Source organism: Curtobacterium sp. MCBA15_016, from assembly GCF_001865105.1.
GTDB lineage: Bacteria > Actinomycetota > Actinomycetes > Actinomycetales > Microbacteriaceae > Curtobacterium.
In genome coordinates, this window is the sequence record NZ_MJGR01000032.1 from 22,276 (window position 1) to 37,082 (window position 14,807).

Below are 14,807 nucleotides of genomic sequence, written 5' to 3' on the forward strand. Positions count from 1 at the left end.
GGCGCGGTGCCAGCTGGCACCGCGCCTCCCGTCCGTCTGCCCACCCGGTAGGGTCGTGAGGTCACGAACCGGGGGGAACCGTGCAGGCACTGCGCACACCGATCGACACCACCGCCCTCACCGAGCCGGTCCGACGCCGCGACGCGCGACGGACCTGGAAGGCCCTCGTCGCCGAACACCCCGAGGCGCGCGACCTGGTCGGACTCGTCCGACGGATCGTCCTCGGCGCCGGAGCACTCTGCCTGCCGATCGGCCTGCTCGCGTTCACCCTCGTCATCACCGCCACCGTCGCCGAGGGCGGCGAGGACGTGGCGACCGCCGTGCTCGTGCAGAGCGTGATCGGCGCCTTCCTCGGCCTGGCCGGGGTCCTCTGCACCTGGGCGTGGATCCGGGTGCGGCGCCGGCGCCCGCGGAAGCGGGTCCACCACCGCCTCGCCCGGTTCGCGGCAGCCAACGGCATGACGTACAGCCCGGGCCCGACCGGGACCCGTCGTGACGCCCCGCTCCGTCGACGCGGCGCGCTGAACTGCTACCGGGTGCTCCGGACCCCCGGGCCCCGAGGCCTGGAGTTCGCGAACCACGAGCTCGTCCGGTCGACCATGACGAACACCTCGCCGGCGTTCGGCGGGTACTGCGCGATGCGTCTGCCCGTGGCGTTGCCGAACATCCTGCTGCGCTCCGAGGAGGGCCCTCGACGCCCGCTGCACACCTCGTCGGTCGTTCGTGGCTCGCAGGTGCTGTCGTTGGAGGGCGACTTCGACCGGTACTTCCGTCTGTACTGCCCCGCCGGGTACGAACGCGACGCGCTGTACCTGTTCACGCCGGACGTGATGGCGCGGCTCGTCGACCACGTGCGGGGGCTCGACGTCGAGATCGTGGACGACTGGATGTACCTGATCAGCGCCCGCGACCTGATCACGGACCGGCCCGAGCGGTGGGAGGCCCTCGCGGCGGCGGTCGACGCCCTCGACGACCGGGTCGAGCGCTGGGCGCGGTGGCGGGACGAGCGCTCCGAGGCAGCTGTCTCCGCCGATGACGGCCCGGTCGTGCGGGTGCGGGAGGTCGCGAAGCCCGGACGCCGGCTCCGGACGACCTGGGGTGCCGGGACGGTGCTCATCGTCGGGACGGTGACGCTCGGGTTCGTCGCCCTGATCGTGGCGATCAACCTGTCCTGACCGGGCTGCTCGGTGGCCGCGGCGTTCCTGTGCAGACGCTCCGGTACGGTGGTCCCGTGAACAACGGGTGGCGCGACGGTCTCTTGGTCGTGTGGATCATCTCCCTGCTGGCGGCGATCGGGCTCTGGGTCTCGGCGATCGTCATCGTCGGCAAGGGACCGGACTCGGTCGAGCTCGTGCCGCTCGCGGCGTCGCTCGCCGGCGCTGCTGCCGTGGTGAGCTTCTGGTGGTTCGTGTCGCTGCTCCTGTGGCTCGCGGTGAGCGCGGTGGTGCGGGAGCACGAGAAGGACCGGCAGCAGGCGGCGCGCCTGCGCTGACGCGGCTCCGCCCCGGGCCGCTCGGTCGGTCGGTCGGTCGGTCCAGAAACGACGAAGGCCCCGTCGCGGTGCGACGGGGCCTTCGATCGGTTCGGTGGTGCAGTGCGCTCGAAGGGACTCGAACCCCCAACCTTCTGATCCGTAGTCAGATGCTCTATCCATTGAGCTACGAGCGCGTGGCCTTGCGGCCGTGGAAGACTCTACAACAGCTCCGGCCCCGAACGCCAATCGAGGCCGCCCCGAGCCCGCCCTCGGCGTGTCGGCCCTCAGAGCGCGGCGAGCTCCTCGTCGAAGACCTCGGCGAGGAACACCTCGAGCGCCCGCCACGACCGACGGTCGGCACGTGCCTGGTACTGGGCGCCGTGGTCCGGTGCGTCGGTGCCGGGGACCGCGAAGGCGTGCATCGCGCCCGCGTAGGTCACGACCTGCCAGTCGACGGTCGGCGCCGCCCGCATCTCGTCCTGCCACGCGTGGACCTTCTCGTCCGGCACGACCGGGTCCGCGGCACCGGTCAGGACGAGGAGCCTCGCCCGGACATCGGCCGCGTCGGAGGGGTCGTGCGTGAGCAGCCCGCCGTGGAACGAGACCGCGCCGACGAGGTCGGCCCCGGTGCGCGCGAGTTCGAGCGCGGCGGATCCACCGAAGCAGTAGCCCATCACGACGACCCGGGCGGGGTCGACGTCGGGGTCCTCGAGCAGGCGGTCGAGGCCGGCGCGGACGCGGGCCCGCATGAGCGGGAGGTCCTGGTAGAACGACCCGGCGACCTGGGCGGCGGTGTCGTCGCCCGGCCGGACGCCCTCGCCGTAGACATCGGCGCCGAAGGCCACGTACCCGAGGCGGGCGAGCATCGTGACGCGCGCCTCGACGTGCTCGTTGACGCCGTGCCAGTCGTGGACGACGAGCACGGCCGGGCGACGACCGGCGATCGCCGCGTCCTTCGCCAGCACGCCGAGCAGCGGGGTGCCCTCGTGGTCGTAGCGGACGGGATCGACGCGCACGTCGGCTCCGGCGGGTTCGGGAACGGTCTGCAGGACGTCGTCGATCGTGGTCACGCGTCGGAACCTACGCCGCGCGGTCCGTCAGCAGTCGATGTTGTCCCAGGAACCGGGTCCCTCGGAGCCTGCCGGGTACTCGTCGAGCGGGGCCTTCCCGCTGCGCCAGGCCTGCAGGAACGGCTCGACGACCTTCCAGCCCTGCACGGCGCTGTCCCCGCGGACGGACAGGGTGGCGTCGCCCTCGAGCACCCCGGCGAGCACCTCGCCGTAGGCACTGAGGCGTCCGGGGTTGAACGTCACGTCGAGGCTCGTGTGGTCGATCGTGTACGGGTCGCCGGCGCCGTTGACGTTGAGCTCGAGCTGCATCTCGTCCGGTGCGATCCAGATCCGGAGCCGGTCGGGCAGTTCCGCGCCGTGCAGGCCGACCGGCACGTGCGGCGAGTCCTTGAAGGTGATCACGATCTCGCGGCGCTGCTCGGCGAGGGCCTTGCCGGACCGCAGCGTGAAGGGCACCCCGGCCCAGCGCCAGTTCGCGATCTCGAGGGTGAGCTGCGCGAGCGTCTCGGTCCCGAGGGACGGGTCCACGCCCTCCTCGTCGGCGTACGACGGCAGCGACCGGTCGCCGATCGTGCCCGCGGTGTACCGGGCGCGCTTGCCCGCCGCGACGACGTCGCCACCCCACGGCCGGACGGCGCGGAGCACGAGCTCCTTCTGGGTGCGCAGGTCGTCCGCGTCGATCGACGCCGGTGCCTCCATCGCGACCACGGCCATCACCTGGAGCAGGTGGCTCTGGATCATGTCGACGAGCGCGCCCGCCTTGTCGTAGTAGCGCGCGCGCCCCTCGAGTCCGAGCGTCTCGTCGTAGACGATGTCGACGCGGGCGACGTGCGCGGACGACAGCAGCGGCTCGATGATGCGGTTCGCGAAGCGGAGGCCGAGCAGGTTCAGCACGGTGGACCGGCCGAGGAAGTGGTCGACCCGGTGGATGCGCTCCTCGGGGAGGAACGAGTGCAGCACGTCGTTGAGGTGCTCGGCACTCTCGGCGTCGGTGCCGAACGGCTTCTCGAGCGCCAGGCGCGTCCCGGACGGCAGGTCCAGGTCCTTGAGCACCTCGCAGCTCTTCTCGGTGACGGCGGGCGGCAGGGCGAAGTAGATCGCGGGGTCGTACCGGCAGTCGCCGAGCAGGGTCCGGAGGTCGTCGGCGTCGGTGACGTCGGCCTTGCGGTAGGTCGAGGCGTCGATGACACCGAGGAGCCGCTCGCTGAGGCGCTCACCGCCGTCGGCAGCCCCCTCGTCCTCCTCGTTCTTCGACGCCTGCGCGTTCTCGAAGGACTCGCGGACCTGCGCCTTCCAGTCGGCGTCCGAGATGTCCTCCACGCCGGCTCCGACGAGCTGGACGTCCCAGTCGTCCTTCACCTCGAGGAGGGTGGCCAGGCCCGGCAGCAGGAGCCGCTTGGACAGGTCGCCGCTGGCACCGAGGATGAGCAGGGAGGTCTGGAGGCTCGACATGCCCCAGAACGTACTCATGCGTTCCGGCGTGTGGCCGGGAGACGTCGGTACGGTGGGGGCCAGTCCGGCGCGAGGGAGCACCATGAGCAGTGGGTACGGAGGGCGACGCCTGCGCGTCGCCGTGGTCGGGACCGGCATGATCGCCGGCGTGCACGCGCGGGCCGCCCGTGCGGCCGGGGCCGAGGTCCTCGGGGTGCTCGGCCGGAGTCCGTCCCGTTCCGAGCAGGTCGCCGCCCAGCTCGACCTCTCCCGCGGGTACGCCTCGCTCGACGAGGTGATCGCGGACGCTCCCGACGTCGTGCACGTCTGCACGCCGAACGACCAGCACCACCCGCAGGCCCTCGCGGTCATCCGTGCCGGGATCAACGTCGTGTGCGAGAAGCCGCTCGCCATCGACGCCACCGAGGCCGACGAGCTGGTCGAGGCCGCACGGCTGGCCGGCGTCGTGGCCACCGTGCCGTTCGTGTACCGGTACCACCCGATCGTCCGGGAGATCCGCGGACGCATCGCCGACGGCGACCTGGGGCGCGTGCTCGCCGTCCACGGCCACTACCTGCAGGACTGGATGCTCGACGAGGACGCCTCGTCGTGGCGGGTCGACGCGGGCTCTGGGGGCCTCTCGCGGGCGTTCGCCGACATCGGCTCGCACTGGTGCGACCTGGTCGAGTTCGTCACGGGCGAGCGCTTCGCCTCGGTCTCGGCCGCGACCGACATCGTCTACCCGACGCGTCCGGCGGCGTCCGGCCCGTCGTTCTCCGGCTCCCCCGACCCGGACCCGGTGGCCGACGCCTCGCAGCGCGCCGAGGTCACCACCGAGGACACCGCGGTCGCGACCTTCCGGACCGGCACCGGTCGCATCGGCAACGTGGTCATCTCGCAGGTGGCATCCGGGCGGAAGAACCGGCTCTGGTTCGAGGTCGACGGCACCCGTGGGTCCGCCGCGTTCGACCAGGAGCAGCCCGAGTCGGCGTGGTTCGGGAACGAACGCGGCGCGCAGATCGTCGTCCGCGACCCGTCGCTCGGCGTGCCGGACCAGCGGCGTCTGGCCGTGGTGCCGTCGGGGCACCCGCAGGGCTACCTCGACGCGTTCGCCGCGTTCGTCGCCGACACCTACGAAGCGGTCCGGAGCGGACCCGACCCGGACGGGTGGCCCGAGGGTCTGCCGACGTTCGCGGACGGCGCCCGGTCGGCGCACATCATCGACGCCGTCGTCGGGAGCGCAGCCGACGGCACGTGGGGGGAGATCCGGTGAAGCTCGGGATGCTGACGGCCTGCCTGCCCGGGTGGTCGCTCGACCGCATCGTCGCGTTCGCCCAGCAGCAGGGGTACGAGCGCCTCGAGGTCGGCGTCTGGCCCGGCACCGGCGGGCGTGACTTCGAGGCGGCGCACCTGCCCGTGGCCACCTTCACGGACGACGACGCCCAGGCCACGCGGGAGCTGCTGGACCGCACCGGGCTCGAGATCTCGGCCTTCGCCTACTACGAGAACAACCTGCACCAGGACCTCGACCGCCGGGCCGAGATCAAGGAGCACCTGTTCCACGCGATCGACGCCGCCCAGGTGCTCGGGGTGCCGTACGTCGGCACGTTCATCGGCCGCGACAACAGCAAGTCGGTGCGCGATAACATGCGCCTGGGTGACCAGGTGCTGCCGGAGCTCGTCGACCACGCCGGCGAACGCGGTGTGCGGTTGATCATCGAGAACTGCGTGATGGAGGGCTGGCACCCGGACGGGTACCCGGGCAACCTCGCGTACTCCCCCGAGCTCTGGGACTGGGTCACCGGGCTCGGCTTCGGCCTGAACTGGGACCCCTCGCACCTCACCTGGATCGGCATCGACCCGCTCGAGACGATCCTGCCGTTCGCCGAGCACATCGTCCACGCGCAGGCGAAGGACGTCGAGCTCTTCCCGCGCAAGCGCGACGAGTACGGGTTCTTCGGCAAGGTCGACAAGGGCGACGACCCGTGGGACATGGGCTGGTGGCGCTTCCGGGTCCCCGGCCGCGGGGTCGTGGACTGGCCGCACGTGGTCGACCGGCTGTACGAGGCCGGCTTCGACGGCACCCTGAGCGTCGAGCACGAGGACCCGCTGTGGGGCGGGACCGACGAGAAGGTCCTCGAAGGGCTCCGGATCGCCCACCGCACGCTGCGGCCCCTCATCGCCGTCGAGTGAGGCGTGCATGCCCGTGTTGCGTGTGTGAACAACACGTGACGTGTTGCGGCACACCCTGGCGCGTCGGCTGTACGACTTCATAGGTTCTTGGGCGATGAACGCTCACACCTCCCCGCGCCGACGACGGCGCCTCGTCGGCGGCGCAGCACTCGCCACCGCCGGCGTGCTCGTCGCCCTGTCCGTCCCGTCCGCTGCCATCGCCGCCGACGGGGACACCACGATCGACCTCTACGACGTCAACGACTTCCACGGCCGCATCGCACAGTCGATCTCGCAGACCGACGGCAAGCCGACCCCGCGCGACGGCGACGCCGCCGGTGCCGCGACCCTGGCGGGTGCGCTCGAGCAGCTCCGCGGGCCGGACCCGACGACGTCCGCGTTCGTCAGCTCCGGCGACAACATCGGCGGATCGACGTTCGAGTCCTTCATCCAGGACGACCAGCCGACGATCGACGTCCTGAACCAGATGGACCTCTCCGTCAGTGCCATCGGGAACCACGAGCTCGACAAGGGCCAGGACGACCTGCGCGACCGCGTCATCGGACCCCAGGGCGACCGGAACGCGCGGTGGGACTACGTCTCGGCGAACATCCTCGACACCGCGACGGGCAAGCCCGCGTTCGACCCGTACGCGATCGAGGAGATCAGCGGCAAGCGCGTCGGGTTCATCGGCGCCACGGTCGACCTCGTCGGACAGGGCCTCGTGAGCCCGGCCGGCATCGAGGGCCTCGAGATGGGCGACATCACGACCGAGGTGAACAAGGTCGCAGCGGACCTCACCGACGGCGTCGAGGGCAACGGCGAGGCCGACGTCCTCGTCCTGCTCGTGCACGACGGTGCCGAGTCCGCTGCTGCGACGGACCTCGACGGCGACTCCGACTTCGCCCGTGCCGTCCGCGACGTGGACCCCCGTGTCTCGGCGATCCTCTCCGCGCACACCCACCATACGTACGTGCACCAGGCGAAGATCGGCGACGGTCCGGCCACCCGCCCGGTGATCCAGACCGGCTCGTACGGCTTCAACCTCGGACACGTGCAGCTCACCGTCGCGGCGGACGGCACCGTCACGTCGACCGTCGCGGAGAACATCCGGCTCGTCGACGGGACCTTCACGCCCGACGCCGACGTGCAGGCCACCGTCGACGACGCGGTGGCCGAGGCCGAGGTCCTCGGCGCGGTCGAGCTCGGCACGGTCGACCGTGACCTGGGCCGTGCGAAGCAGCGCAACGGTTCCGAGAACCGCGGCGGCGAGTCCACGCTGGGGAACTTCGTCGCCGAGGTGCAGCGCGCCGCGACGACCCGCCAGGGCTCGCAGATCGCGTTCATGAACCCCGGCGGGCTCCGGGCCGACATCGCGTCGGGCACGGTCACCTACAAGGAGGCCGCGGTCGTCCAGCCCTTCGCCAACACGCTCGTCGTCCTCGACCTGACCGGCGCGCAGATCCGGCAGGCGCTCGAACAGCAGTGGCAGCCCTCCGGGTCGAGCCGGCCGTTCCTCAAGCTCGGCGCCTCGGACGGCTTCGGGTACACCTACGACCCGGGTGCTCCGGCCGGCTCGCGCATCACCACGATGACCCTCGACGGAACGGCGATCGACGCGGACACGACCTACAAGGTCACCGTCAACTCGTTCCTCGCGGGCGGCGGCGACAACTTCGCGGCGTTCAAGCAGGCGGCGGCGAAGCAGGACAGCGGGAAGGTCGACCTCGAGGCGCAGGTCGAGTACTTCCGCGCGGACCCCACGGTGACGGTCGCCCACGACCAGCGCTCCACCGGCATCCGCACGACGGCGACCCCGGACGGCGGCTTCCAGCCCGGTGACCGGGTCACCATCGAGCTCTCCTCGCTGACGTTCAGCAACGAACCCGACCAGGGCGGCACGGTCACGGTCAGCGCCGGTGGGAAGGAACTCGACCGCGCGACGATCGACACGACGATCGTCGACACGACGGACGAGCAGGGTCAGGCGACGCTGTCGTTCCTCGTTCCCGGCGGGACCACTGACCCCGCGACCGCACTCGGCCGGGCAGCCGGCACGACGACCCTCGCGGCAGCCGTGGCCCCGGCCGCCACGACCGACGAGCCCCTCGTGGTCACGCTGCCGAACGGGCAGACGATCACGCTCGCGGTGACGATCCCCGTCGCCGCGGCCGTGGACCCGACCGACCCCGCTGACCCCACGGACCCGACCGACCCCGGCACGCCGGGTACCCCGGGCGCCGGCGGCGATGACGACGGTGCGGTCGGTGTCGACACCGACGGTGACGGGGTCGTCGACGGCACGGTCCCGGCGAACGCCGGCGGAGCGCTCGCGTACACCGGTGCCGACATCGCGGCCCCGGCCGTCGCAGCCGGCCTCCTGCTCCTCGCGGGCCTCGTGGCGCTGGTGCTCGCGCGTCGGAAGCGCGCCGAGCGCGAGGCGACGGACCTGACGGACTGACGCCGCGCCTCCAGGCAGGAGAAACGGGCCGTCCCACCCAGGTGGGACGGCCCGTTCTCGTGGGTCCAGGAGGCGCGGTGCCGGTCCGCAGCGTCGGCGCCCGTCCGCGGGTGGCCCGCGACGCTTGTCCCATCACGGTACTTCCCTGCTGTACCGGCGATCGGCGGGGTACGCTCAGCCCTGTCGCATCGCGACGCGTCGCGCTGGGTCGCCTCTCATCCCGGACGGTGGTTCCGCCCGGGGGACTCCGCGACGCGGGTGCTCTCCGTCTCCAGGGAAACGACGGAGGGCACCCATCTCACTTCCTCAGCGGAAGAGCTGCTCGCCGATGTACGAGCCCTTGCGCGGCGCCGGCGGGACGGCGAACACGCCGCTCCCGATGTGCGAGACGTACTCGTTGAGCCGGTCGGAGGCACCGAGCTTCCGCTGCAGCGTCGTGAAGTGCTCCGGGTCGTTCATGTACGCCGCGAAGAGCAGCCCCGCGTCGAGCTGACCGTACTGGTTGAGCCCGTCGGTGTAGTTGTACGGCCGCCGCAGGATCTTCACGCCGCCGTTCGCCTCGTGGGCCGCGAGCGCGATGTGCGACGTCGGGTCGATCTTCGTCGTGCCGTCCGAGCCCTTCGCGTGGAAGTCCGGTGTGGTGTGCTCCGAGCCGCCGGAGAGCGGTGCGCCCTCGATCTTCGTGCGGCCGAACACCCGCTGCTGGTCGCTGACGACGTCCGCGTCCCAGATCTCGATGTTCATCCGGATCTTCCGCACGACCTGGTACGTGCCGCCGCGCATCCAGCCGGCCCCGGAGCCCGGTTCGTCGACCCAGACGAAACGGTCGTAGTCCTCGTCGGTGGTGATGTTCCGGGTGCCGTCCTTGAACCCCATGAGGTTCCGGGGCGTGGACTGGTCGGGCCCGGCCGAGGCGCGACCGAAGCCGAGCACCGTCCACCGCACGGTCGCGGTGCCGCGGGCCATCCGGGCGAGGTCGCGGACCGCGTGGTACGCCACCTGCGGGTCGTCCGCGCACGCTTGCAGCGACAGGTCTCCCCCGGTGAGGGCACGGTCGAGGTTGTCGCTCGGCAGCGTCGGGATCGCGGCGAGGTGCGCCGGCTTCTTCGACGCGAGACCGAAGCGCTCGTCGAAGAGCCCCGGGCCGAGGCCGACGGTGACCGTCAGGGACGCGGGACCGAGGTCGAGCGCCTCCCCCGTGTCCGCACCGACGCCGTCGCCGTGGGCGGGTTCGACGCTGCCGACGGTCTTCCCGGCCTGCAGCTGCGCGATCGACGCCGACCAGCGGGCGAGGAGCACCTGCAGGTCGGTCCGGACCGTCGAGGACATGTCGAACGTCATGAACACGCAGTAGCGCTGCGGAGCGGTCTGCACCCCGCCCTGCGGCTGCCGGGCGGCGGTCGCGTAGAACGGGTGGCTCCGCGAGAGGTCGATCGACTCGTCGCCGTTCGTCGCCGCGGTGAACGGGTTCACCCCGGTCGCGGCCGTGGCACCGGCGACCCCGGCGGTGGCGCCGAGGCCGGCTCCGGCCGCAGCGACACCGGCGGTCACGCCGGCGCCGAGGAGCCCGCGGCGGGAGAGGGGCGCGGGGCCCGTCCCGTCGCGGGCCGGCTCGTCGTGCGGGGTCGTCACGCGGTGGCGACCTTCTCGGCGAGGCGGGACAGCGGGTCCTGCAGCGCCTGGACCTGCTGCGAGATCGTGTTCGCGTCCGAGGCCTTGGTCGCGGCGTCCCACGTGTCGAAGCCGCCGAGGTCGTCGGCGTTGCGGTAGCCGTCCATGAGCGTGTTCGTGCGGTCGAACTGCGTCGCGATCTGCTTCGTCAGCGTCGGGTCGAGCTTCGTCAGGCCCGGCTTGAGGTACGCGAAGGCCTGGCGGGCGCCCTCCACGTTCGCGGCGAGGTCGACGAGGTCGATGTGGCTGTACGCCTCCTCCTCGCCGGTGATCTTGTTCGACTGGACCTCCTCGAGCAGGCCGGCGGCACCGTTGGCGAGGTCCTCGGGCTTGTAGTCGAGGGTCGGCACGAGCTTCGCGAGCAGCTGCACGTTCTCGGTCAGGTCCGCGGCGGTCTGCTTGGTCGACGCGGTGATCGCCCCCGCCTCGAACAGGTCCTTCTCGACCGCGTGGAACCCGCTCCAGCCGACGGCCGGGTCGAGGTTCGAGGCGCGCATGTCGATGAGGTAGTCGAGGTTGCCGGCGTTGTCGGTGGCCTTGAAGCCCTTCTTCACGAAGCCGTCGACGTCGCTCTCGACGTGCTCGTAGAACGGGCGGGCGTTCGCGTAGTCGGTCTTCGCGGCGGCGAGGTCACCCGCGTCGACGTCCTTCTGCAGCTGCTCGACCGCGGCGACCATGTCGGTGACCTGGCCGTCGACGTACTCGGCGTAGCCCTTCGTGCCCTCGTCGAGGAGGGTCGCGGCGCTGCTGTTCGCCGTCGAGGTCACCTTGCCGGTGACGGTGAAGTCGGTGAGTTCCTGGTCGGCCCCGGGGCAGTACACCTGGTACTTGCCGCCGGTGAGCGTGGCGGTGAACGTGACGGCGGCGAGCCCGGGCGCGAGGTTCTCCTTCTCGCCGAGGATGCGCTGGTCCTGCAGCAGTTCGACCTCGGTGATCGCGGTCGACGACTCGTTCTTCACCGTGAACGTGACCGGACCAGCGGGGACCTTCGTGGTCGACACGGCGCACTTGTCGGAGCCGTCGTTCGTCAGTGTGACCGAAACGCGGGAGACCTTGCCGGAGCTGCTCGCGGTGTCACCCGCCGACGTGGACGAGTTCGCGCAGCCGGTCAGGGCGAGGGCGGTGACGACGCCGAGGGCGCCGAGGGTGGTCAGGGGGCGGGCAGTCCTACCGAACGGCATACTCAGGGCTCCTCGTGGGGTCGTCCGCGGGTGGGCCGCGTGACGGGTCGGTTTCGGGGGTGGTGGTCGTGGGCTCCGGCCGCCGACGGCGGTCGCGGAGGGCGAGCAACGCCTGGGCAGCGGCGGCGACGCCCAGGGCGATCGGCAGCCAGGCCTTCCAGAGCAGCAGCTCGGCGGAGCGGGTGTCCGCGGCCGCCACCGCGGTGGCGGCCTGCTGGACGCGGGCGTCCGGCACGGACCAGACGGTGCGGTCCAGGGTCGTGGTCCGAGCGGACGGGAGGCCCCCACCGCTCAGCGTGAGCACCGTGCGTTCCGCGCGGCTCGCGTCCAGGACCCCACCCCGGACGGTCCAGAGGCTCACGGTGTCGCGGACGGCCCAGCGCGCCGAGAACGGCCCGGGGTTCGTGCTCGGTGAGATGCCGACGGGGACGCGGCCGAACAGGTCGACGAGGTCGTCGAGCGTCAGGCTCGACGGCCGCTGCGCGGCCGACCCGTCCTCGGTCCGCCGCCAGCGGTCGGCGGTCACGCCCGCGCGGGTGACGCTCCGGTGGGTCGACGCCGGGAAGGCGAACCGCGCCTCCTGGCCCGTGCCGCTGGTGCGCATGCTCGCGGTCGTCCCGTCGACGGACGCGGCGACGGAGCCGCCGCCGGTCACGGCGGTCGTGGACGGGAGGTCGACGCCCCCGGTCGGGACCGCGATCGCCAGGGTCGCAGCGGCGACGGCGAGGGCACCGGCGATGCCGAGTCGCAGGGCGGGGACCCGTTCGCGCGACGGGCGCCAGGCACGCGGCCAGAGGGAGATCGCGAGGACGGGGACCACGTAGAGCACCCAGCCGAGCACCTCGATGACCCGGGGGTCCGGCGGGATGCCGAGGACGCCGGTGACGAGGGCGCCCTGCACGGAGCCGTTCGGCGCGAGCCAGCTGAGGTCGACCGTGCGCTGCTGCCCGATCACGATCCAGCCGGCCTCGTGCGCGCGGCGGAGCACGGTCAAAACGAGGCCGCCGGCGACGAACACGAGGAAGATCCCCGTGCCGGTGAAGAACTTCGACAGGTTCAGCCGGACGCCGCCGGTGTAGATGCCGTACCCGACGACCACGGCGCCCGCGATGCCGATGACCGCACCGAGCGCCGCGAGCCCGGTGTCCGACGACGCCTGGAACGTGGCGAGCAGGAAGACCGCGGTCTCGAAGCCCTCCTTGAGGACGGCGAGGAAGGCCATGCCGGCGAGTGCCCAGGCGGTGCCGCGGCCGAGGGCTTCGGTCGCGCTCGCCTCGAGCTCGGTCGTGAGCGTCCGCGCGTGGGTGCGCATCCAGACGATCATGCCCGTCACGAAGACGACGGCGACGATGCCGATGATCGCCTCCATGCCCTCCTGCTGGGCCTGCGGGAGCGCCTGTTCGACGACCTGCAGGCCGAAGCCCACGGCGATGCTGAGCACCACGGCGACCCCGACGCCGAACCACATGGGGGCGAGGGGAACGCGGTTGCGACGGAGGAACGCGGCGATGATGCCGACGATGAGCGTCGCTTCGAGGCCTTCACGGAGGCCGATGACGAGGGTGGCGAGCATGGCAAAGGTGAGGCTAACCTAACCAGCGCGCGACCCGCCACCTCCCGCCGGTGATGTTTGATGGTTCTCATGAACCTGCTGTCCGTCGATGGCCTGGCGTCGGTCACGAACGTGCTCGACCTGGCCGGGGTGTTCGCGTCGGCGCTGCTCGGCGGATCGCTCGCGCGGACGATGGACTTCGACCTCTTCGGGTTCCTCGTCGTCGGGTTCGTGTCCGGCCTCGGCGGCGGCATGCTCCGCGACACCCTGTTGCAGAACGGGCCGCCCGTCGCGCTCGTCGACCCGCTGTACGCGCCGGTCGCGATCGCCGGGGCGCTCATCGCCTTCTTCGTGTCGTTCTCCGAGCTGACCTGGGACCGGCTGTTCACCGTGCTCGACGCCGCGGTCATCGGCTTCTGGTCGGTGGTCGGGGTGCAGCGGACGTTCGACGCCGGGCTCGACTGGCCGGCCGCGATCATCATGGGCACGATCACGGCGGTCGGCGGTGGTGCGATGCGGGACCTGCTGCTCCGCCGGGTCCCGGCGGTGTTCGGCGGCAACGCGCTCTACGCCACGGTCGCCGTCGCCGCGTCCGCCGTGATGGTCGTCGCGTCGGACCTCGGGTCGCCCTCGATCGGCATCGTCGCCGCGATCGTGCTCTCCCTCGGGCTGCGGTGGGGCGCGGTCCGGCGCGGCTGGGGACTGCCGAACGGTCGTGAGTGGCAGCCGAAGTCCACGCTCGGATCCCTGCTCCAGCGAGGCCGGAAGCTCCGACCGGACGCGATCCGGTTGCTGCGACGGCCGGGGCGACGGTCGGGCGCGGGGAGCGTGCACCACGAGAACGAGTCGGGGCCCGCGGACGCGTCGGACGGCTGAATCCGCGAAGGGGCTGTCATCTGTCGGTGCTCGGTCGTACAATCAGTACCGCCGGGTATCGACCCGGCATCCATGGTCCGCTGGCGCACCGACGCGACCCGAACGCGCCGGTTCCGTACGGACCTGTGGTTGGGGGCTTCGCTGATGCCGCGCGGGATCAGACGCGCGGCGCGGCAGGTCTCCCGACGCACCCTGCCTCCAGCACAATGGTCGTGACCCACCACCACGCCAGCCCGACGAAGCCGGACCCGACGGATCACGGCGGGCCCGTCGAATCAGGAACCATGAGCGACGACGCCTCCGACCCCAGCCCCTCCGTCACCGGCTCGCCCACGCCCCGGACCCCGCGGGCCGAGGTGCGGGAACGACTCCTCACCGCCGGGGCCCAGGTCTTCGCCGAGCAGGGCGTGCACGAAGCTCGGCTCGACGAGGTCGCCGCCCGCGCCGGGTTCAGCAAGGGCGCCGTCTACTCGAACTTCTCGTCGAAGGAAGACCTCGTCGCGCAGGTCATGCAGCGCGCGACGAACCTGGTGCTCGGGTCGCTGCGGGAACTCGTCCGCGCCGACATCGCCGCGGTGGACATCGGCGACGTCGTCCGGGCAGCGTTCGGGCGGCACGACCAGAGCGGCCAGTTCGCCCTGCTGTCGGAGTTCCGCGGGTACGCCACGCGCCACCCCGAGTTCCTGCCCGAGTTCGTGCGGCAGCGGCGGGAGCTGCAGGACGGCGTGTTCGAGCTCGTGGAGCTGTGGTTCGGGGCGCACCCGGAGATCGATGCGGGGATGTCGCTCGAGGACTTCTCCCGGGTGCTCATCGGGGCGAACGTGGGGATCGTGTTCGACGCGGCGGCGCTGCCCGGGGTGAACCCGGGCGAGGTCGTCGCGGCCCTCGTCGAGGCGGTCATCCGCCGGCGCTGACGCGC

12 protein-coding genes and 1 tRNA gene are annotated in these 14,807 nt (G+C 71.9%); 7 read left to right on the forward strand and 6 right to left on the reverse strand.

Annotation, left to right across the window (positions count from 1 at the left end):
• Positions 1–80: 80 nt before the first annotated feature.
• Entirely contained in the window at positions 81–1,175 is a 1,095-nt protein-coding gene (locus BIV03_RS13080) for a hypothetical protein (protein ID WP_071296014.1), read from the forward strand.
• Between the two features lie 56 nt (positions 1,176–1,231).
• Positions 1,232–1,492 carry a hypothetical protein gene (locus tag BIV03_RS13085; RefSeq protein WP_139201975.1) on the forward strand — a complete coding sequence of 87 codons (261 nt, stop codon included), beginning with the start codon at positions 1,232–1,234 and terminating at the stop codon, positions 1,490–1,492.
• Positions 1,493–1,595: 103 nt separating this feature from the next.
• Here the strand turns inward: BIV03_RS13085 and BIV03_RS13090 are convergent.
• From BIV03_RS13090 to BIV03_RS13100, 3 genes are all read right to left on the reverse strand, one after another.
• Positions 1,596–1,668: transfer RNA gene (locus tag BIV03_RS13090), tRNA-Arg, on the reverse strand.
• A 90-nt stretch (positions 1,669–1,758) separates the two neighbouring features.
• Entirely contained in the window at positions 1,759–2,544 is a 786-nt protein-coding gene (locus BIV03_RS13095) for a dienelactone hydrolase family protein (protein ID WP_071296016.1), read from the reverse strand.
• Between the two features lie 27 nt (positions 2,545–2,571).
• Positions 2,572–4,014 carry a glucose-6-phosphate dehydrogenase gene (locus BIV03_RS13100; protein WP_071296017.1) on the reverse strand — a complete coding sequence of 481 codons (1,443 nt, stop codon included), beginning with the start codon at positions 4,012–4,014 and terminating at the stop codon, positions 2,572–2,574.
• A gap of 64 nt (positions 4,015–4,078) precedes the next feature.
• On the opposite strand from BIV03_RS13100, the gene BIV03_RS13105 reads away from it, so the two are divergent.
• The 3 genes from BIV03_RS13105 to BIV03_RS13115 all read left to right on the forward strand — a co-directional run bounded on the left by BIV03_RS13105 (position 4,079) and on the right by BIV03_RS13115 (position 8,608).
• The gene (locus tag BIV03_RS13105) at positions 4,079–5,248 is read left to right on the forward strand and encodes a Gfo/Idh/MocA family protein (RefSeq protein ID WP_071296018.1); all 1,170 of its coding nucleotides are present in this window, start codon (positions 4,079–4,081) and stop codon (positions 5,246–5,248) included.
• On the forward strand, positions 5,245–6,168 hold the full coding sequence (locus BIV03_RS13110) for a sugar phosphate isomerase/epimerase (protein WP_071296019.1): 924 nt from the start codon (positions 5,245–5,247) through the stop codon (positions 6,166–6,168). The genes BIV03_RS13105 and BIV03_RS13110 overlap by 4 nt, the downstream gene beginning before the upstream one ends.
• A gap of 94 nt (positions 6,169–6,262) precedes the next feature.
• Positions 6,263–8,608: a bifunctional UDP-sugar hydrolase/5'-nucleotidase gene (locus tag BIV03_RS13115; RefSeq protein WP_071296020.1), complete on the forward strand. Its 2,346-nt coding sequence runs from the start codon at positions 6,263–6,265 to the stop codon at positions 8,606–8,608.
• Positions 8,609–8,914: 306 nt separating this feature from the next.
• Here BIV03_RS13115 and efeB read toward each other — a convergent pair whose 3' ends face one another.
• Genes efeB through efeU form a run of 3 tightly spaced genes read right to left on the reverse strand, consistent with a single transcriptional unit; the run spans position 8,915 to position 13,033 of the window.
• On the reverse strand, positions 8,915–10,240 hold the full coding sequence (gene efeB, locus BIV03_RS13120) for an iron uptake transporter deferrochelatase/peroxidase subunit (protein ID WP_071296021.1): 1,326 nt from the start codon (positions 10,238–10,240) through the stop codon (positions 8,915–8,917).
• Positions 10,237–11,460 carry an iron uptake system protein EfeO gene (gene efeO / locus BIV03_RS13125; protein WP_071296022.1) on the reverse strand — a complete coding sequence of 408 codons (1,224 nt, stop codon included), beginning with the start codon at positions 11,458–11,460 and terminating at the stop codon, positions 10,237–10,239. The genes efeB and efeO overlap by 4 nt, the downstream gene beginning before the upstream one ends.
• Positions 11,447–13,033, reverse strand: coding sequence for an iron uptake transporter permease EfeU (gene efeU, locus BIV03_RS13130; RefSeq protein WP_071296023.1), 1,587 nt, complete (start codon positions 13,031–13,033; stop codon positions 11,447–11,449). Before efeU ends, efeO begins: the two co-directional genes overlap by 14 nt.
• A gap of 69 nt (positions 13,034–13,102) precedes the next feature.
• Between efeU and BIV03_RS13135 the strand changes: the two genes are divergently transcribed.
• Both BIV03_RS13135 and BIV03_RS19725 read left to right on the forward strand, forming a co-directional pair.
• Positions 13,103–13,888: a trimeric intracellular cation channel family protein gene (locus BIV03_RS13135; RefSeq protein WP_071296024.1), complete on the forward strand. Its 786-nt coding sequence runs from the start codon at positions 13,103–13,105 to the stop codon at positions 13,886–13,888.
• Positions 13,889–14,172: 284 nt separating this feature from the next.
• Positions 14,173–14,802: a TetR/AcrR family transcriptional regulator gene (locus BIV03_RS19725; RefSeq protein ID WP_070418152.1), complete on the forward strand. Its 630-nt coding sequence runs from the start codon at positions 14,173–14,175 to the stop codon at positions 14,800–14,802.
• Positions 14,803–14,807 lie beyond the last annotated feature (5 nt).

What these genes read in the sequence shown, in the direction of transcription:
- efeU (WP_071296023.1), bottom strand. Translation starts at nt 13,033, where the DNA reads ATGCTCGCCACCCTCGTCATCGGCCTCCGTGAAGGCCTCGAAGCGACG.
- BIV03_RS13135 (WP_071296024.1), top strand. Translation starts at nt 13,103, where the DNA reads ATGAACCTGCTGTCCGTCGATGGCCTGGCGTCGGTCACGAACGTGCTC.
- BIV03_RS19725 (WP_070418152.1), top strand. Translation starts at nt 14,173, where the DNA reads ATGAGCGACGACGCCTCCGACCCCAGCCCCTCCGTCACCGGCTCGCCC.
- BIV03_RS13100 (WP_071296017.1), bottom strand. Translation starts at nt 4,014, where the DNA reads ATGAGTACGTTCTGGGGCATGTCGAGCCTCCAGACCTCCCTGCTCATC.
- BIV03_RS13115 (WP_071296020.1), top strand. Translation starts at nt 6,263, where the DNA reads ATGAACGCTCACACCTCCCCGCGCCGACGACGGCGCCTCGTCGGCGGC.
- efeO (WP_071296022.1), bottom strand. Translation starts at nt 11,460, where the DNA reads ATGCCGTTCGGTAGGACTGCCCGCCCCCTGACCACCCTCGGCGCCCTC.
- BIV03_RS13105 (WP_071296018.1), top strand. Translation starts at nt 4,079, where the DNA reads ATGAGCAGTGGGTACGGAGGGCGACGCCTGCGCGTCGCCGTGGTCGGG.